The sequence below is a fragment of the Micromonospora cremea genome, assembly GCF_900143515.1.
In the GTDB taxonomy this organism is placed as follows: Bacteria; Actinomycetota; Actinomycetes; order Mycobacteriales; family Micromonosporaceae; genus Micromonospora; species Micromonospora cremea.
Genome location: NZ_FSQT01000002.1, coordinates 3,094,752 through 3,112,591, shown reverse-complemented (window position 1 = coordinate 3,112,591; position 17,840 = coordinate 3,094,752). Strand labels below are relative to the sequence as shown.

Sequence of the window (17,840 nt, the reverse complement as noted above, 5' to 3'; positions counted from 1 at the left end):
CCACCGCTCCGCCCTGCCGCACTGCGCTGGCCGGTGCGCGCGTGCCGCGCCGCCCCCTACGTCCGTTCACTGGTTCGACAGCTCCTTCATCTCGGTGATGGCCGGTACCGCCATCGGGTCCAACCCGTGGGCCAGGGCGAGGTAGATCGAGGCGAAGTCCGGTACGGCGATCAGCGAGGCCAGCCGTTCCAGCGCGGACCCACCCTCGGCGGTCACCACGTCGCATCGCACACCGCGGCGCTCGGCGAGGGTCTGCACCGCGTCCGCGCGGCGCTCCTCGACCGCCAGCGGCTCGTCCGTGTCGTCCTCGGCGTTGAGCCCGCCGTCGCGCAGCAGCACCAGCCGCAGCCGGGTGCCCTCGCCGTCGTCCTCCGCCGGCTCGGCGAAGATGTCGCGCTCCCCCTCGGCCAGGCCACCGAAGACGCCATCCAGCAACCCGACCCGGCCGCGGCCGGCCTCGCCGAGCGCCCCGGTGACCACCGGGTAGCGGGCGTTCGCCGACAGGGTGTCGCCGAACCGGCGGGCCGCCACGGTGGCCAGCGGGGACGAGCCCCAGACGATCGGGACCGAGCCGGCCAGGCCCAGGGCCAGTGACTTCGCCGGGTTGACGAAGGACTCCGCGCTGGAGCGGCAGCGGTCGGCGTCCGCGTCGAGCCGGGCCGCCGTTTCCGCCAGGTCCGCCTCGTTGACCTTCACCAGCCCGAGGGAACGGGCGGCGAGCAGAACCGGCACGGTGAGCGCCCAGAGGCTGGCCCGGGCCGGGGCGCGCCGGGGCACCGGGATGAACGGCGCCCGGGCCCGCTCGGCGACCGACTGCAACTGCGAGTCGGGTGCACCCACCGCGACCAGCCGGGCGCCACGCCGGTGCGCCGCCTCGGCGGCGCCGAGCGCCTCCGGGCTACGACCGGACGCGCTCACCGCGATGACCACGTCGGCGGCGCCAACCCAACCGGGTACGCCGGCGCTGCGGTGCGCGATGACCGGCACCGGGCAGCGCGGCCCGGCGACCGTGGCCAGCACGTCCCCGGTACGCCCGGCGGTGCCGATGCCGGCGATCACCACGGCCCGGGGGCGCCCGTCGTCGGCGAGCACCGCCAGGTTCGCCTCGGCGGCCAGCGCGGCCGACTCGCGGACCTGCGCCCCGGCCGAGGCGGTGTGCCGGAGCATGCCGCCCGGGTCGTGCTCGGCCAGCGCCTCCGGGTTGTCGAGCAGGGCCTCGTCGGCGTCACGACGTCCGCTGACCCCGGCCGTACCGTCGATCATGACGGCTGTCCGGGGCCGCTGCGCGCCTCATCGAGCAGCAGCACCGGCACGTCGTCGCGGACCTCGAAGATCCGGCCGCACTCCGTACAGGTCAGCGTCTGCGCCTCGGCGTCGTAGGTGAGCGGGGCGTGGTGCGTGTCCGGACAGGCGAGAATCTCGAGCAACTGCGGATCCAGGGCCATGGCACGGCTCCTTCCACGTGTGCGGCTTCACCGGCGGCGGTGCCGACCGGCGCAGGCGATCTTATCGGCGAACCCGGCCCAGCACCTCGTCACGGAGCGAGACCATCCGCTCCCGGGTGGGCGCCTCGACGTTGAGCCGCAGCAGCGGCTCCGTGTTGGAGGCTCGCAGGTTGAACCAGGCGCCGTCGGAGAAACGCAGGGTGAGCCCGTCCATCTCGTCGACCGCCGCATCGGGGTACGCGGCCCGCACCTCGGCCATTGCCGCCGCCTGGTCGAGGACCGTCGAGTTGATTTCACCGGACGCGATGTAGCGCTCGTACTCGCCGGCCAGCATGGACAGCGGCAGCGACTGCTCGCCGAGCGCGGCCAACGTGTGCATCGCGGCGAGCATCCCGGTGTCGGCGAACCAGAAGTCCCGGAAGTAGTAGTGCGCGGAGTGCTCGCCGCCGAAGACGGCGTTGGTGCGGGCCATCTCCGCCTTGATGAAGGAGTGTCCAACCCGGGCGACCACCGGCTCCCCACCGTGCTCCCGGATGATCTCCGGCACCGCCCTGGACGTGATCAGCCCGTGGATGACGGTGGAACCCGGGTGCTTGGCCAGCTCACGTGCGGCGACCAGGGCGGTGATCGCCGACGGCGAGACCGGCTCACCGCGCTCGTCAATCACGAAGCAGCGGTCGGCGTCGCCGTCGAAGGCCAGCCCGATCTCGGCACCGTGCTCGACGACGGCGCGCTGGAGGTCGACCAGGTTCGCCGGGTCCAGTGGGTTGGCCTCGTGGTTCGGGAAGGTGCCGTCCAGCTCGAAATAGAGCGGCACGATCTCCAGCGGCAGGGCCGACAGGGCGGCGTCGCCCAGCACGGTGGGCACGGTGAAGCCGCCCATCCCGTTGCCGGCGTCGACCACCACCTTCAGTGGCCGGATGCCGGAGAGATCGACCAGCTTGCGCAGGTAGGCGGCGTAGTCGGCCAGCAGGTCCCGCCGCTCGGCCGGCCGGACCGGGTCGCCGGCCGGGCGGGCATCGCCCGAGTCCAGCAGAGCCTGGGCCCGGTCACGGATCTCCGCCAGCCCGCTGGCCTGGCCGATCGGCCGGGCACCCGAGCGGCACATCTTGATGCCGTTGTACTGCGCCGGGTTGTGGCTGGCGGTGAACATCGCACCGGGCAGATCGAGGGAGCCGGACGCGAAGTAGAGCAGGTCGGTGGAGGCCAGCCCGATCTCGATCACCGAGCGTCCCTCGGCACGAACGCCCGCGGCGAAGGCCGCGGCCAGCCCCGGCGAGGTGGCGCGCATGTCGTACCCGATGACGACCGCGTCGCCCGGCTCGTCGGTGCTGTTAAGCAGCTGGGTGAATGCGGCTCCGAGCGCTTCGGCGACCCGTTCGTCCCACTGGTCCGGCACCGTCCCTCGGACGTCGTACGCCTTCACGATCTGGGACAGATCAGACACAGGTTCCGCTCCTTGGCCGCAGGTTTCACCGGACCTGAGCGTATCGGAGGGTCAGGGTCCGGCCCCGCTCAGCCAGGCAGCCGAGGCATGAAGACGGTGTGGTCGCCGCCAGCAGCGGCGGGCGGGTCGTCGGGCCCCGGCCGGCCACCTGGAGCACCCGGAGTACCCGGCATGGCCTGCGTCGCGTCGGGCGGCGACGGGGGCACGGCCGGCCGGGCGCCGTAGACCCCGCCGGTTGCGGGCCGGGGAGTCGGCACCGCGCCGTAGCCGCCGGACGCCTGCTGCTGCCCGTACACCGGGCCGGGGGCACCGGGCACGGCCGGCGACCCACCCCCGGATCGGTAGGTGGTGCCCCCGGGGTTGCCCGGTAGCGGCCCGGACAGCTCGTCGGCCGGCTTCCGGTCCTGACGCGAGCGGCGGAACAGCAGCACGATGAGCAGCAGCCCGACCGCCACCATCGCGATGCCGAAGAACATCACCGGTGAGCCGCCGGACGATTCGGCCGCGGTCGCCTTGGTGTCGGGCGCGCCACCCAGCGCGGCCTCGTTCACCGCGTCGCCGGCCGGGGCGGCCTCGGTGGTCACGCTCGGGGTGGGCGACGGCTTCTTCGACGGCGTCGGGGTGGGCGACGCGGAGGCCCGGCTGGTCAGCTTCGACGAGTCGGAACCCCGACCCAACTCATGGCCGGTCGCGCTGAGCGCCACGCCGGTCACCGCGAGCCGCCCAGCCGGCGCGCCGGCGGCGAACGCCACCCGGTACCGCACGGTGATGCCCTTGCCCTTGCACAGGGTCGGCTTCGCCGGCGACGTCTGCGCGGTCACCGCGCTGCCGCCACCGCCGGAGACGGGCACCGGGAACCAGCGACCGCCCGCGTTGACATGCACCGTCACCTGATCCGGCTGGAGACCCGAGAGGCGCAGATTCAGGGCGGTACGCAGCAGGACGCACCCGTCGGAGCGCTTGCGCACGGCGACGTTCACCCCCTGCGGGGAGCCGCCGGCGGCGAAGCTGCCGGCCGCATCCACCCGGACGGAATCGTCGTCGGCCAACGCGGGCGACGCACCGAGCATCACCAGGGCGCCCACCAGACCGCAGACCGTCGCGAGACGCGCCGCGCGCCGACGTACCGTCATGATCACCTCACCGTTCCTCCCCGGGTGGGGTCCGCGGGTCAGGCTACTACCGGGCCGCCCCCACCACCGGTCATAGAGCGGCCCGCATGTGTGCGGCGTTACGCTTTCCGACCCCAACCCCCGACCCGCTGCGGGTGCCTCCGGCCGTCGGTCTCCGGCTGGTCAGACCGCACCGGCGAGGGCGTCCCGGCAGAGCCGGTCGGCGGTACGGGTGGTCTCCGGCAACCGGTAGCGCGGGGTCAGCGCGAGCACCTGCGCAGTCGCGTTCGCGAGGCTCATCCGGTGCCCGACGCTGACGAAGACGGGCTTCACCCCGGCCCGGGTCCGCAGCACCCGGCCGACGACATCGCCCCCGTCGCGCAGTGGTGACCACGCGCCCCGCTCGATGGGCGGCGGAGCCCACTCGCCGACCAGCGGCGTCTTCCCGACCCCGATCGCGGGCAGCCCGGTGACCACCCCGAGATGACAGGCGAGCCCGAACCGGCGCGGATGGGCCAGCCCGTGCCCGTCGCAGACCAGCAGGGCCGGGAGAGTGGTCAGCCGGTCCAGCGCGGCCAGCAACGCGGGCAGCTCACGGAAGGCGAACAGCCCCGGGACGTAGCCGAACGCGGGCCGGCCCACGCTGACCGCGGAGTCCACCACGGCCAGCGTCCGGGCATCCAGCACGGTCACAGCCGCCGCGAGGAGCTCGCCGCTCTTCTCGTACGCGACGTCCAGGCCAGCCACCGTGGCGGGCGCGGCCGGCCCCGGCCCGACCAGGTCGACCAGCGGCCGCAACTCCTCCTGCACGGCCACCGCTTCTTGCCATGATCCACTCGACATCGGCGACATCGGGCTGTCCCACCGCCCTCGATGCCGCGATATCCCCGATCCGGAGTCGGTCACCCTTGGCGCGACCCGCCGGCATCGTCCCCAGTGGCGTCGCCCTCCGGCCCGCCCCGAGTCGGGCCGCTCCCGGTGGCGTTGGCGCCGCCATCCGGGTCACCACCGCTGTGGCCCTCGGCAGGCTTCTTCGTCGTCGCACCGAACGCGAGCGCGAAAGCGATACCGATGGCGACACCGAAGGCAACCCCGCCCGTCGAACCGAACGAGGGAATGCCGATCGCCAGACCGAGCAGAATGCCCACCGGCCAGGCCCAGGCATTGGACTGGCTCTTCTTCTCCGTTCCGGGTTCTGCTGCCATCCCTCGATGTTATTCGCCCGCCGCGACACCCACGTCGAGCCGGACTCCGCTGCGGCTCACTGACCGACCCTGCCGTCGATCCGCTCGCGAAACAGGTCGGCGTGCCCGTTGTGCCGCGCGTACTCCTCGATCATGTGAACCAGCAGCTCACGCAGCACGATGGTGTTGCCCTTACGTTGTCGCCCCTGCACCCCGAGGTCCGACGCCTCGACGAACCGCTCGGCGAACTCCACCTCCGTCCGCCAGGCACGCCGCGCCTCCGCGACCACCTCCGGATCGGCCACCGCACCGTCGAAGTCCCCGTCGGGATCGTCGTCGGAGCAGTAGAGCTTGGGCGTGTCCTGGCCGGCCATAGTTCGCCGGAACCAGCCGCGCTCCACCTCGGCCAAGTGCCGGATCAGACCGAGCAGCGACATCGTCGAGGGCGGAACCGGCCGCCGAGCCAACTGGTCGGCGTCCAGGCCGTCGCACTTGAGCTGAAAGGTCAGCCGCTGGTCGCGCAGGTACTCGATGAGAATGGTCCGCTCATCGACGAAGTTGCGGTGGGAGCGCGGGTCGTCGTCCGGGTGGACGAACAGGTCCGACCAGCCGAAGGTCCTGGTGGGCTCGCTGTCAGAGGTCTTCGCGCCGGCGCCGGGGTCGGCGAGGGAGTCAGCCATACGGCAACCCTCGTCGATCCCTGGCTGAATCCGCAACCGGGATCACGGTGGCATTCGGTCGTCCTCGCCAGCGCCCGCCTGAAGAGGCCGAACGCCCCTGCGATTCGTGCATCAACTTCCTGGTGCACGCCAACGTGTTGCCGATCTCGCAGCGGGCCTTCTCGGAGCCCTGGCATCCGGAGGCCGCGCCGGACCCGACCCGGGCCGCTTCCCGTCGGAGGTCGCCAACGCGCTGGTGGCGGCCGGTTGGCGACCGCACATCGGGGACCAGATCATGGCCGCGGCGGCGGTGCGGGACGTCACCGCAGTGCCGGGGCGGGCCCATCAGCACGCGGTCTTTCCCGCCGCGGTGAAGGCGCTGACCGCGTTCCCCAGTCTGGTCGGCGCGCGGCGTGGCCCGGGCGAGCAGGTGTGCATCTCCCGCTTCGACATCCGTCCGCACACCATCGCGCACACCGCCGACACGCTCGGCGACTTCGGGGCGGTGCTCGGCGTACGGCTCTTCCCGATCGGCACCGAGCAGCAGGACAGCATCCTGGCGGTGGACGAGCGCGGCCGGGTCTTCGCACTGGACCAGGCCGGCGAGTGGTTCCTCGACGGCACCATCGACGCCGCGCTGACCACCCTGCTGCTAGGCCGCGCCCCCGCCCGGGTCCACGACGACGGCTCCTGGCAGGTCGGCTAGAGCGCGATTCCGGTCAGCACCATGACGCGCGGCTCGGTGTAATCGTCCATGGCGCTGCGCAGCCCCTCCCGGCCGACGCCGCTGCCCTTGACCCCGCCGTACGGCATCTGGTCCGCCCGGTACGACGGCACGTCACCGACGATCACCCCGCCCACCTCCAGCGACCGCGCGGCGGAGAAGGCCACATCCAGGCGCCGGGTGAACACGCCCGCCTGCAACCCGTACGCCGAATCGTTGACCGCGGTGAACGCGGCCTGGTCGTCGGCGACCGGGGCGACCACGAGCACCGGGCCGAACACCTCCTCGGCGACGACCTTGGCGCCCGCCGGCACGCCGGTGAGGACGGTCGGGGGGTACGTGGCGCCGTCGCGCTCGCCGCCCACCTCGACGGTGGCGCCGGCCGCCACCGCCTCGGCGACCCACGTCTCGACCCGGCGGGCCGCGTCCTCGGACACCATCGGGCCCACGTCCGTCAGCTCGGAGGCCGGGTCGCCGGTGCGCAGCGCGCGCACCGCCGCCACCAGCCGGGGCAGGAAGTCGGCGAAGAGGGTGTGGTGCACGTACACCCGTTGGACGGCGATGCACGACTGGCCGGCCTGGTAGTTCGCGAAGGTGGCGATCCGCTGCGCGGCGAAGGCCAGATCCTCGTCGGCCGTCCAGTCCGCGCAGATCACCGCGGCCGCGTTGCCGCCCAGCTCCAGCGTCACGTGCTTCTCCTGCGCCTGCCGACGGATGGCCGCGCCGACCGGCCCGGACCCGGTGAACGACACGACCGGCAGCCGGGGGTCGGTGACCAGCTCGGCGGCGCGGGAGTTCGGCAGTGGCAGGACCGAGAACATGCCGGCCGGCAGCTCGGTCTCGGCCAGCAGCTCGCCGAGCAGCAGCGCGGACAGCGGCGTCGCCGGGGCCGGCTTGACGATGATCGGCGCGCCGACCGCGATGGCCGGTGCCACCTTGTGCGCGACCAGGTTGAGCGGGAAGTTGAACGGCGCGATGCCCAGCACGGGCCCCTTCGACACTCGCCGCACCAGCGCGATCCGTCCGGTGGCGGCCGGATCGGTGTCGAGGCGTTGCAGTTCCCCGGAGAAGCGCCGGGCCTCCTCTGCCGCCCACCGGAAGGTGGACACGGCCCGCCCGACCTCGGCCCGGGCCCACTTCACCGGCTTGCCGTTCTCGGCGGTGATCAGCGCCGCGACCTCCTCGGCGCGTTCGGCGAGCCGCCGGGAGACATGGTCCAGGGCCGCCGCGCGGGCATGCGCGGGCAGGGCCGCAGCCTGCGCGGCCACTCCGGACGCCGCCGCGACGGCGGCCTCGACCTGATCGGGCGTGGCGAGGGTGGTACGCCCCACCGGGCGACCGTCGTACGGGTGGTGGACGGTCAGCTCGCCCTCGCCGTGGGCGGGGCGGGAGGCGACGAAGAAGGCTGCGGGCTCCACGCCGAGCAGCGTAGACGAGAGAGCAGCCGACGGAAACAGTCGCCGCAACCCTTGTCTGCCGCGAATTCAGTGGCCAAGATGGCAGACAGATTGCGATAACCGCCGCAGACCGCACCCCCGGCCCCCTCGGAGAGAACCAGCCATGAGTGACCAGCAGCAGCTGCGCAACTTCGTCAACGGCTCCTACGTCGAACCGGCCGACGGCGGCTACGCCGACCTGATCGACCCCTGCACCGGTGAGGTGTTCGCCCAGGCCCCGGTGTCCGGCGCGGCGGACGTGGACGCGGCGATGACCGCTGCCGCGACCGCCTTCGACAGCTGGCGGGAGGTCACCCCGGCCGAGCGGCAGCGGGCGATGCTCAAGCTCGCCGACGCCGTGGAGGACCGGGCGGCGGAGCTGGTCGACGCGGAGGTCCGCAACACCGGCAAGCCGCGCCAGCTCACCGCCGAGGAGGAGCTGCCGCCGGCGGTGGACCAGTTCCGCTTCTTCGCCGGCGCAGCCCGACTGCTGGAGGGGCGGTCCGCCGGGGAGTACATGGCCGGGCACACCTCGTACGTGCGACGCGAGCCGATCGGCGTCTGCGCGCAGGTCACCCCGTGGAACTACCCGCTGATGATGGCGGTCTGGAAGATCGCCCCGGCGCTCGCCGCCGGCAACACGGTGGTGCTCAAGCCGTCGGACACCACGCCGGTGTCGACGCTGCTGCTCGCCGAGATCGCCGCGGAGTTCTTTCCGCCGGGCGTTTTCAACGTGGTCTGCGGCGACCGGGACACCGGTCGTACCCTCGTCTCGCACCCGACCCCGCAGCTGGTGTCGATCACCGGCTCGACCCGCGCGGGCATGGAGGTCGCCGCCGCGGCGGCCCCCGACCTGAAGCGGACCCACCTGGAGCTGGGCGGCAAGGCCCCGGTGGTGCTCTTCGACGACGCGGACGTGGCGGCGGCTGCCGAGGCCATCGCGCTGGGCGGCTACTTCAACGCCGGGCAGGACTGCACGGCCGCCACCCGGGTGCTGGCCGGGCCGGGCATCCACGACGACTTCGTGGCGGCGCTCGCCGAGCAGGCCCGCAGCACGAAGACCGGCGCACCGGACGACGCCGACGTGCTCTACGGCCCGCTGAACAACGCCAACCAGCTCGCCCGGGTCACCGGTTTCGTCGACCGCCTGCCGGACCACGCGGCGATCCAGACCGGCGGCTCCCGCCAGGGCGAGCGCGGCTACTTCTACGCGCCGACCGTGGTCTCCGGGCTGCGCCAGGCCGACGAGATCATCCAGGACGAGGTGTTCGGGCCGGTCATCACCGTGCAGCGGTTCTCCGACGAGGACGAGGCGGTGCGCTGGGCCAACGGCGTCGACTACGGCCTCTCGGCGTCGGTCTGGACGAAGGACCACGGCCGGGCCATGCGAATGACCCGCCGGCTGGACTTCGGCTGCGTCTGGGTGAACACGCACATCCCGTTCGTCTCCGAGATGCCGCACGGCGGCTTCAAGCACTCCGGGCACGGCAAGGACCTCTCGGTCTACAGCCTGGAGGACTACACCCGGATCAAGCACGTCATGCACAACATCGAAGGCTGAGCGGATGGCATCGTCGGAGGAACTGCACAAGCGGCGCGGGGCGGCGGTCGCCCGGGGCGTCGGCAGCGTCATTCCGTCCTACGTGGACAGCGCTGGCGGAGGCACGCTCACCGACGTCGACGGCCGGGAATGGATCGACTTCGCCGCCGGCATCGCGGTGACCAGCGTCGGCAACTCCGCGCCGAAGGTGGTCGAGGCGGTACGGGCGCAGGTCGAGCGCTTCACCCACACCTGCTTCATGGTCGCGCCGTACGAGTCGTACGTGGCGGTGTGCGAGCAGCTCAACGCGCTGACGCCGGGCGGGTTCGAGAAGCGCTCGGCCCTGTTCAACTCCGGCGCCGAGGCGGTGGAGAACGCCGTGAAGATCGCCCGGCACGCCACCGGGCGGCCGGCGGTCGTGGTCTTCGACCACGCGTACCACGGCCGCACCAACCTGACCATGGCGTTGACCGCGAAGAACATGCCGTACAAGCACCGGTTCGGGCCGTTCGCCGGTGAGATCTACCGGGTGCCGATGTCGTACCCGCTGCGCGACGGCGGGCTGTCCGGCGCGGACGCGGCGGCGCGGGCGATCGAGATGATCGAGAAGCAGGTCGGCGCGGAGAACGTCGCCGCGCTGCTCATCGAGCCGATCCAGGGCGAGGGCGGCTTCGTGGTGCCCGCGCCGGGTTTCCTGCCGGCTCTGCGCGACTGGGCGACGACGGCCGGGGTGGTCTTCGTCGCCGACGAGATCCAGACCGGCTTCTGCCGCACCGGCGACTGGTTCGCCTGCCAGCACGAGGGCGTCGAGCCCGACCTGGTCACCCTGGCCAAGGGCATCGCCGGCGGCCTGCCGCTGGCGGCGGTGACCGGCCGGGCCGAGCTGATGGACGCGGTGCACGTCGGCGGGCTCGGCGGCACGTACGGCGGCAACCCGCTCGCCTGCGCCGCCGCGCTGGCCACCATCGAGACCATGCACGAGCTGGACCTGGCCGGTGCGGCCCGCCGGATCGAGGCCGTGCTGGCTCCCCGGCTACGGGCCATCGCCGACCGGGACCCCCGGATCGCCGAGGTGCGCGGTCGGGGCGCGATGCTCGCCGTTGAGCTGGTGCAGCCGGGGACGCTCATCCCCGACCCATCGGCCACGGCGGCGATCTCGGCCGCCTGTCACGCCGCAGGCCTGCTCACCCTGACCTGCGGCACGTACGGCAACGTGCTGCGCTTCCTGCCCCCGCTGGTGATCTCTGACGCCCATCTCACCCGCGGCGCCGACATCCTCGACGCCGCCTTCCGCTGAACCGAAGGAAGGGCCCTTCTTAACGCCTGGTGCATAAGAAGGGGCCCTTCCTAACGGCGGTGTCAGCGGAGCACCTCGACGGTGTTGCGGCGGACCACGTTCTTGCCCGGCTCGCGGATCTGGTCCATCGCCGCGGTGTTCAGAAGCACGCAACTGCCCGACGGGCCGGTCACCGTCACCGTGGTCACCCGGTTGTTGTCCAGGTTGGTGACCCGCAGCCGCGTACCCACCGGGAACTGCCCGCTGGTCGCCCCCGGCGCCCCGCCCTCGGCGAAGAAGGTGATCGCGCCCGAGCAGGCCGAACGGGGCGCCGGGCCCGGCGCGCCGGGAGACGCCGCGCCGGGGCGGATCGTGCCGGCTGCCGGCGGGGCGGCGGGCGGAGCGGCCTCGCCGTCGAGCCGTTCCACCACGTTGCGGCGGACCACGTTCTTACCCGGCTCGCGGACCAGCTCCATCGCGGCGGCGTTGAGCAGCACGCAACTGCCCGACGGGCCGGTCACCGTCACCGTGGCCGCCCGGTTGTTGTCCAGGTTGGTCACCCGCAGCCGCGTACCCACCGGGAAACGATCGCTGGTCGCCGCCGGCGCCCCGCCCTCCGCCGAGAAGGTGACCGAGCCCGAGCAGACGGACTGCCGCGCCGGTGCGGTTCCGGCGAACCCGAAACCGGTTCCCACCGCCACGCCCGCCGCGGCGAGCACCGCCACGGTCGCCGCCAGCACGTGCTTGCGCTGCACCCTCATCGCCGTCACTCCCGTCCTCGGTGTGTCCTTCACCGCGTGGTACGGACGGGAGCGCCCTACCGTTCAGCCGACACGGGCACCGATCGCTGCGGCGGCCAGATCCACCGGCCCGTACCGGGTGCGCGGCGCCCCGGTGGTCAGCGCCCAGTAGCGGTCCCCGTACGACCAGTGCCACCACTCGGTCGGGTAGTTCACCAGCCCGGCGCCGCCGAGCGCGTCCACCATGATCTGCCGGTGCCGCCGGGCGGCCGCGTCGATGGTGGGGGCGTCGGTGAAGCAGGCGTCCGCGCTGTCCTCCGGCGTGGCGTCGACGGCCGTGCCCAGATCCAGCTCCACGCCGTCGTTGGTGCACAGGGTCAGATCGACTGCCCCGCCGGTGCTGTGCGGGGCCACCTCGACCGGCGAGACGAACTTGGTGGTCTCCCGGTGCAGCCGCTGCGGGGACCAGTCCGGGTGCCGTCGGCGCAGCTCGTCCCGGTAGCCGGTGAAGATGGCCAGCTGGGCCTGGTACGGCCGGTACCCCTCGATGACCAGTAGGCGCACCCCGGCGGGCAGCGCGCGCTGCGCGGCCAGGAGCCGGTCCGCGACACCGGCGCGCAGCCGGGTGTACGCGCCGGACGGGTCGGCCGCGCGCCCGTCCAGTCGCAGCTCCGGCAGCTCGCGCAGGTCCACCAGCGGGCAGCCGTCGTCGGCGCTGGGCACCGCCGCCACCCGGGGATCGGAGAGCAGGATCACCGGTCGCTTCCTGTGGCGGTCACGGGTCGGCTCGCGTGCCGGGTACGGGCCAGCTCGACCAGCCGGTCCACCACCTCCCGGTAGCCGACGCCGGCCGCCGCCCACACCTTCGGGTACATGGAGTGCGCGGTGAAGCCGGGCATCGTGTTCAGCTCGTTGACGTACAGCTCACCGGTCGTCTTGTCGTACAGGAAGTCGACCCGGGCCAGGCCCCAGCCGCCGATCGCGGCGAACGCGCGCAACGACAGCTCGCGAACCCGCTCGGTCACCTCGTCGGGCAGCACAGCCGGGACGATCATGGGGTCGGCGTCACCGAAGTACTTCTGCTGGTAGTCGAACCAGCCGCCGGCGACGCGCACCTCGCCCACGGCCGACGCCTCCGGGCGCCAGCCGCCGAGCACCGCGCACTCCAACTCCCGGCCGGTGACTCCCTGCTCGACCATGACGAGCTGGTCGTGCCGGAGCGCCTCCTCGATGGCGGCGGCCAGGTCGTCGCCCTCCGCGACCCGGGAGATCCCGATTGAGGAGCCCATGCTGGCGGGCTTGACGAACAGTGGCCGGCGCAGGCCGAGCACCAGCTTCTCCGGGTCCTCGGTGGCGCGGTAGGTGTGCGCCTCGAACGCGACGTGCGGGGTGATCGGGATGCCGTCGGCGCGCAGCGCCCGCTTCATCGCCACCTTGTTCATGCCCACGGCGGAGGCCAGGATGCCGCACCCGACGTACGGCACGTTCAGTGACTCGAGCAGCCCCTGCACCACCCCGTCCTCACCGAACGGGCCGTGCAGCACGGGGAAGACCACGTCCAGTTCCGCGTGCACCGCGCCGGGGGCGTTCACCGCGGACACCTGCACGGTGCCCGGGCGCGGGCCGGAGCGTAGCTCAACCGCCGGCCCGGTCACCGTCAGCCGGTCGTCGATGGCCCGCTCGGTAGCGGGCCGGTCGCGCAGCTCGGCCAGCACCGCGTCCGGCATCAGCCGGAACCCGCCGGTGCGGGTGACGCCGATGGCGACCGTGCGGTACCCGCCGCCGGCCAGCGCCCGGGCCACGCCGAGCGCGGAGGCGCAGGAGACCTCGTGCTCCGCCGACGGGCCACCGAACAGGATTCCGATCCGAGTTGGCGCGCTCATGCGGCCGCTCCTTCCACAGTCGTCAGCTCGGCGAGCCGCTGGACCGTCAACCGGGCCACCAGCGCCGCCTCCACATTTCCGCCGGTCAGCACCACGCCGACCGTTCGTTTCCGCCGCGCACCGGACTCGGCGGCGAGCCGGAGCGCACCGGCCAGACCGGCCGCACCGGACGGCTCGACCAGCACCTTCAGCTCCATCAGGAGCAGCCGGAAGGCCGCCGCGATCTCCTCGTCGTCGACCCGGACGACCCCGCGCAGGGCGGTCCGCAGGATGGCGAACGGCAGTTCACCCACGCAGGACGGCCGCAGTCCGTCGGCGATCGTGGGCGCCGGGGCGACCGGAACCCGCTCGCCGGCCGCGAGGCTGCGGGCCAACGAGTCGCAGCCCACCGGCTCCACGCCGTACACCTCGATGCCGGTGCCGGCGGCGGCCAGGCAGGCGCCCGCCACTCCACCGCCGCCGCCGACCGGGACCACCAGCGTGTCCAGCGGAGTGCCGAGACGCTCGGCCTCCTCGATCAGCTCCAGGCTGGCGCTGCCCTGCCCGGCGATCACGTCCGGGTGGTCGTACGCGTCGATGACGGGGTGACCGGTCTCCTCGCTGAGCCTCCGGGCCGCCGCGACCCGCTCCTCGACGCCGGTGCCGGCGAACACCACCCGCGCCCCCGCCGCCCGGGCCCGGTCGACCTTGGTCTGCGCCGCGTCGACCGGCAGCACCACGGTTGCCGCGAGCCCGTGCTGCCGGGCCGCCAACGCCACGGCCACCGCGTGGTTGCCGGTGCTCTGCGCGATCACCCCGGCGCGGTCGGCCGTGGCGACCCGGCCGACCGCCCGCAGCGCGCCGCGCATCTTGTACGAGCCGCCGTCCTGGAGGTTCTCCGCCTTGAGCAGGACCCGGGCCCCGGCCAGCTTGTCGATCACCGGGGACCGCAGCACGGGGGTACGGACCACCCGGCCGGAGAGCCAGGAAGCGGCCTCCTCGACGTCGGCGCGGCGCAGACCGGCCGGGGCAGCGGTGCGGGACATGGTTCTCCTTCTGTCGCGCTGGGCCGGGACCGGGTCCACGGCCGGCAGACGGTTGTTCTCGGGCACGCCGAAGGCAGGGACGCCGCGATACGCGGGGCCCCGGGACGGCGGGTGGAAGTGCTAGGGCGGGCTGGGTAGCTGGACGTCCACCCGCAGGCCGCCGTGCTCGCCGGGCCGGGCCGCGATGATGCCGTCGTGCGCCTGGGTGATCGAGCGGGCGATGGCCAGGCCCAGACCGGCGCCGCCGCCGTGCGAGGTGCGATCCCGGGCGAGGCGGCGGAACGGCTCGAAGAGGCTGGCCACCGCCTCCGCGGGCACGGGCTGCCCCGTGTTGACCACGGACAGCGCGGGCGTGCCGCCGACCGTGACGGTCAGCGAGCCGCTGCGCCGGTTGTACTTGATCCCGTTCTCCACCAGGTTGGTGACCAGGCGTTCCAGCAGCACCCGTTCGCCGATGACGACCCGGGGCGTGAAGTGGGTGTAGATCGTCACGGCGGCGTCCCGGGCGCGGTCCCGATACCCGGCGAGGACCGCGCCGACGATCTCGTCGAGCCGGTGCGGGGTACGCGAGCGCAGGCCCTGCTCGCACTCGCTGAGCGCGAGAAGGCCCTCGATCAGCCGCTCGTTGCGCTCGTTGGTCTCCAGCAGCTGGCCGGTCAACAGCTCCAGTTGCTCGGCGGTGAGCGACCGGGCCATCCCCACCTCGATCAGCGTCCGCTGCACCGCCAGCGGAGTGCGCAGCTCGTGCGAGGCGTTCGCGGCGAACCGCCGCTGGCCCTCATACCCGGCGGAGACGCGCTCCATCATCTCGTCGATCGCCCGGGACAGTCGGGCCAGCTCGTCGCGCCCCCGGGGCCGGATCCGGTGGCCGAGGTTCTGCGGGCCGAGGTGCGCGATCGGGTCGGCCAGGTCGCGGACCGGGCGCAGGCACCACACCGCGCCGAACCAGAGCGCCACCAGGGTGGCCAGGACCACGATCAGCACGGCCAGCACCGGCAGTACGAACGCGACCTGGCGTACCGGCGCGCAGACGTCCATCAGGCCGGGCACGGGCAGGTGGCAGAGCCCCTGGCCGCGGGACCAGATCAGCCCGGTCAGCCACCCGCCGACCGCCGGCAGCAGCGGCCCGGCCAGCAGCGCCAACAGGCCCACCAGCAGTACTCGGCGACGGGGGGTCCAGCTCACGCCGCGCCGCCGAGCCGGTAGCCGGCCTTGGGCACGGTGTGGATGACCGCCGGGTCGCCGAGCTTCTTGCGCAGCGTCATCACGGTGACCCGTACGGCGTTGGTGAACGGATCGGCGAACTCGTCCCAGGCCTGCTCCAGCAGCTCCTCGGCGCTGACCACCTGCCCGGCGGCGCGCAGCAGCACGTGCAGCACGGCGAACTCCTTCGGGCTCAGCGCCAGCGGGCGGCCGTCCCGGGTGGCCACGTGCCGGGCCACGTCGAGCACCACACCGTCCTGCGCCAGCACCGGCGGGAGCGCCGGGGTGGACCGCCGGCCGAGGGCCTGCACCCGGGCGACCAGCTCGGCGAAGGCGAACGGCTTGGTCAGGTAGTCGTCCGCGCCGAGGTCCAGACCGGCCACCCGGTCCCGGATGCCGGCCGCCGCGGTGAGCAGCAGCACCCGGGTGCCCGCCTGGGAGCCGGCGATGCTGCGGCACACCTCGTCGCCGGTGTGCCCGGGCATGTCCCGGTCCAGGACCGCCACGTCGTACCGGTTCACTCCGATCCGCTCCAGCGCACCGTCGCCGTCGTAGCAGACGTCGACGGCCATCGAGAGGCGTCGCAGCCCCTCGGCCACCGTGTCCGCCAGCAACCGCTCGTCGTCCGCCACCAGCACCCGCACGTTTCCGCTCCCCGTGGTTCCGCTCGTCCGGCATACCGTCGCAGGCCGGGGTTAAGGGTTCTGTAAGCACCCGCCGGACCATCCTCCACGGCACCGCCTGCCGGACAAACCGTCGCAAGCCACGCTCCGTCGGCTTCGTACCCGCGCCGTGCTCTCTGCGTCCACCGTCCCGACCGGATCAGGCGGTTGGCGATCAGAGGTGAGCTGCGTCACGATGGGGGCCGAGGAGGTCGCCCGATGGCTGACCCGTGGCTCGCCCTGGAGTTCGGCGTCGATCCGGCGGAGCGGATCGCGCAGGTCGGCGCCGCCCACGAGGCGTTCCTCGCCGCCGGCGCCGCGCCGCACCGGGTGCGGGAGGTGGTACGCCGCTCGTGGGAACGCTCGGCGCGGCTCGACCCGGAGGCCACCCCGCCGATCGACCTGGCCGACGACGCGCTGGCGGGCTACCGGGCCGCTCACCCGCTGGCCCGGGTGCTGCCGCTGTTCCGGGATCTGCTGGGCGGCATCGCGCAGGACGGCGCGCACCTGATGGCGGTCTGCGACGCGTACGGGCGGCTGCTCTGGGTGGAGGGCCACCCGGGGGTGCGCCGGCACGCCGAGCGGATGAACTTCGTGCCCGGCGCCCTGTGGGACGAGAGACACGCCGGCACCAACGCCCCCGGCACCGCGCTGGCCGTCGACCACAGCGTGCAGATCTTCGCCACCGAGCACTTCAGCCGGCCGGTGCAGCGCTGGACCTGCGCCGCAGCGCCGATCCACGACCCGGCCACCGGGCGGCTGCTCGGCGCCGTCGACATCACCGGCGGCGACCACCTGGCCAACCCGCACAGCCTGGCGCTGGTCCGGGCCACCGCCCGGGCCGCCGAGGCGCAGCTCGCCACCGACCGACCGGTGGAGCCCGGCGTCGCCACGGTGACCGCGCTCGGCCGGGACGAGGCGGAGCTGCGGGTCGACGGACGGCGGATCCGGCTCGGCCGCCGGCACAGCGAACTGCTGGTGCTGCTGCTGCACCATCCCGAGGGGCGCACCGGCGAACAGCTCGGCCTCGACCTGTACGGAGACGACCGACTGCACCCGGTCACCCTGCGCGCGGAGCTGTCCCGGCTGCGCCGGGTCCTCGGCCCCGAGCTGCTCGACTCCCGCCCGTACCGGCTGCGCGGCACCGTCCGCGCCGACTTCACCACCGTCAGCGACAGGTTGGACCAGGGCGATCCGGCGGGCGCGCTCGACGCGTACTCCGGGTCGTTGCTGCCCGGCTCGGACGCGCCGGGAGTGACGCGACTACGCCGCCTCATTGACGGCCAGCTCCGCGCGGCCGTGCTGGCCGCCGCGGACCCGGCGCTGCTCGCGGCCTGGACCGCGACGCCCGCCGGGGCCGACGACCTGACCGCATGGCAGGCCCTGGCGCGGGCGCTGCCGACGGGCGCGCCACGCCGGCCGCTCGCGCTCGCCCGCATCGACCAGCTCGCCGGGGAGTACGACCTGACGCGCGCAACGTGGCTGCAACGTTCCTGAAACTAAC

The 17,840-nt window shown here is 73.5% G+C and carries 18 protein-coding genes; 4 read left to right on the top strand and 14 right to left on the bottom strand.

All coding sequences use genetic code 11. The features are described 5' to 3' along the window. Positions 1-66 precede the first annotated feature (66 nt). The 7 genes from BUS84_RS28070 to BUS84_RS28040 form a co-directional block, all read right to left on the bottom strand. Entirely contained in the window at positions 67-1,263 is a 1,197-nt protein-coding gene (locus BUS84_RS28070; protein ID WP_074317020.1) for an SIS domain-containing protein, read from the bottom strand. Continuing rightward, positions 1,260-1,445, bottom strand: a complete 186-nt coding sequence (locus BUS84_RS28065; protein ID WP_074317016.1) for a Trm112 family protein — start codon at positions 1,443-1,445, stop codon at positions 1,260-1,262. The genes BUS84_RS28070 and BUS84_RS28065 overlap by 4 nt, the downstream gene beginning before the upstream one ends. 61 nt (positions 1,446-1,506) lie before the next feature. Next, complete coding sequence (locus tag BUS84_RS28060) at positions 1,507-2,892, bottom strand: phosphomannomutase/phosphoglucomutase (protein WP_074317014.1); 1,386 nt, start codon at positions 2,890-2,892, stop codon at positions 1,507-1,509. A gap of 68 nt (positions 2,893-2,960) precedes the next feature. After that, positions 2,961-4,025 carry a hypothetical protein gene (locus BUS84_RS28055; protein WP_074319179.1) on the bottom strand — a complete coding sequence of 355 codons (1,065 nt, stop codon included), beginning with the start codon at positions 4,023-4,025 and terminating at the stop codon, positions 2,961-2,963. 162 nt (positions 4,026-4,187) lie between these two features. Then, complete coding sequence (gene nfi, locus BUS84_RS28050; protein ID WP_208869743.1) at positions 4,188-4,847, bottom strand: deoxyribonuclease V; 660 nt, start codon at positions 4,845-4,847, stop codon at positions 4,188-4,190. Between the two features lie 59 nt (positions 4,848-4,906). After that, entirely contained in the window at positions 4,907-5,209 is a 303-nt protein-coding gene (locus BUS84_RS39110; protein ID WP_208869742.1) for a hypothetical protein, read from the bottom strand. Between the two features lie 56 nt (positions 5,210-5,265). Next, the gene (locus BUS84_RS28040) at positions 5,266-5,868 is read right to left on the bottom strand and encodes a DinB family protein (RefSeq protein WP_074317008.1); all 603 of its coding nucleotides are present in this window, start codon (positions 5,866-5,868) and stop codon (positions 5,266-5,268) included. 106 nt (positions 5,869-5,974) lie between these two features. On the opposite strand from BUS84_RS28040, the gene BUS84_RS28035 reads away from it, so the two are divergent. Further along, positions 5,975-6,553 carry an SUKH-3 domain-containing protein gene (locus tag BUS84_RS28035; protein WP_342199018.1) on the top strand — a complete coding sequence of 193 codons (579 nt, stop codon included), beginning with the start codon at positions 5,975-5,977 and terminating at the stop codon, positions 6,551-6,553. Here the strand turns inward: BUS84_RS28035 and BUS84_RS28030 are convergent. After that, positions 6,550-7,989: an aldehyde dehydrogenase family protein gene (locus BUS84_RS28030; RefSeq protein ID WP_074317007.1), complete on the bottom strand. Its 1,440-nt coding sequence runs from the start codon at positions 7,987-7,989 to the stop codon at positions 6,550-6,552. The two genes, BUS84_RS28035 and BUS84_RS28030, sit on opposite strands and share 4 nt — an antisense overlap. 142 nt (positions 7,990-8,131) lie before the next feature. On the opposite strand from BUS84_RS28030, the gene BUS84_RS28025 reads away from it, so the two are divergent. Further along, the gene (locus BUS84_RS28025; protein ID WP_074317005.1) at positions 8,132-9,568 is read left to right on the top strand and encodes a gamma-aminobutyraldehyde dehydrogenase; all 1,437 of its coding nucleotides are present in this window, start codon (positions 8,132-8,134) and stop codon (positions 9,566-9,568) included. A 4-nt stretch (positions 9,569-9,572) separates the two neighbouring features. Then, positions 9,573-10,844 carry a 4-aminobutyrate--2-oxoglutarate transaminase gene (gabT, locus tag BUS84_RS28020; protein WP_074317004.1) on the top strand — a complete coding sequence of 424 codons (1,272 nt, stop codon included), beginning with the start codon at positions 9,573-9,575 and terminating at the stop codon, positions 10,842-10,844. Positions 10,845-10,906: 62 nt separating this feature from the next. Here gabT and BUS84_RS28015 read toward each other — a convergent pair whose 3' ends face one another. The 6 genes from BUS84_RS28015 to BUS84_RS27990 form a co-directional block, all read right to left on the bottom strand. Then, positions 10,907-11,584 (bottom strand): RlpA-like double-psi beta-barrel domain-containing protein, encoded by a 678-nt coding sequence (locus BUS84_RS28015; RefSeq protein WP_074317002.1) that lies wholly within the window; start codon positions 11,582-11,584, stop codon positions 10,907-10,909. Between the two features lie 63 nt (positions 11,585-11,647). Further along, positions 11,648-12,319, bottom strand: a complete 672-nt coding sequence (locus BUS84_RS28010; protein ID WP_074317001.1) for a M15 family metallopeptidase — start codon at positions 12,317-12,319, stop codon at positions 11,648-11,650. Then, positions 12,316-13,446 carry a D-alanine--D-alanine ligase family protein gene (locus BUS84_RS28005; RefSeq protein WP_074316999.1) on the bottom strand — a complete coding sequence of 377 codons (1,131 nt, stop codon included), beginning with the start codon at positions 13,444-13,446 and terminating at the stop codon, positions 12,316-12,318. The genes BUS84_RS28010 and BUS84_RS28005 overlap by 4 nt, the downstream gene beginning before the upstream one ends. Further along, entirely contained in the window at positions 13,443-14,471 is a 1,029-nt protein-coding gene (locus BUS84_RS28000) for a threonine ammonia-lyase (RefSeq protein WP_084757613.1), read from the bottom strand. Before BUS84_RS28000 ends, BUS84_RS28005 begins: the two co-directional genes overlap by 4 nt. A 120-nt stretch (positions 14,472-14,591) precedes the next feature. Further along, positions 14,592-15,656, bottom strand: coding sequence for a sensor histidine kinase (locus BUS84_RS27995; protein ID WP_074316998.1), 1,065 nt, complete (start codon positions 15,654-15,656; stop codon positions 14,592-14,594). Further along, entirely contained in the window at positions 15,653-16,318 is a 666-nt protein-coding gene (locus tag BUS84_RS27990; protein WP_074316996.1) for a response regulator transcription factor, read from the bottom strand. Before BUS84_RS27990 ends, BUS84_RS27995 begins: the two co-directional genes overlap by 4 nt. Positions 16,319-16,555: 237 nt before the next feature. Here BUS84_RS27990 and BUS84_RS27985 point away from each other — a divergent pair, with 237 nt between their 5' ends. Then, entirely contained in the window at positions 16,556-17,833 is a 1,278-nt protein-coding gene (locus BUS84_RS27985) for a GAF domain-containing protein (protein WP_074316995.1), read from the top strand. Positions 17,834-17,840: the final 7 nt, after the last annotated feature.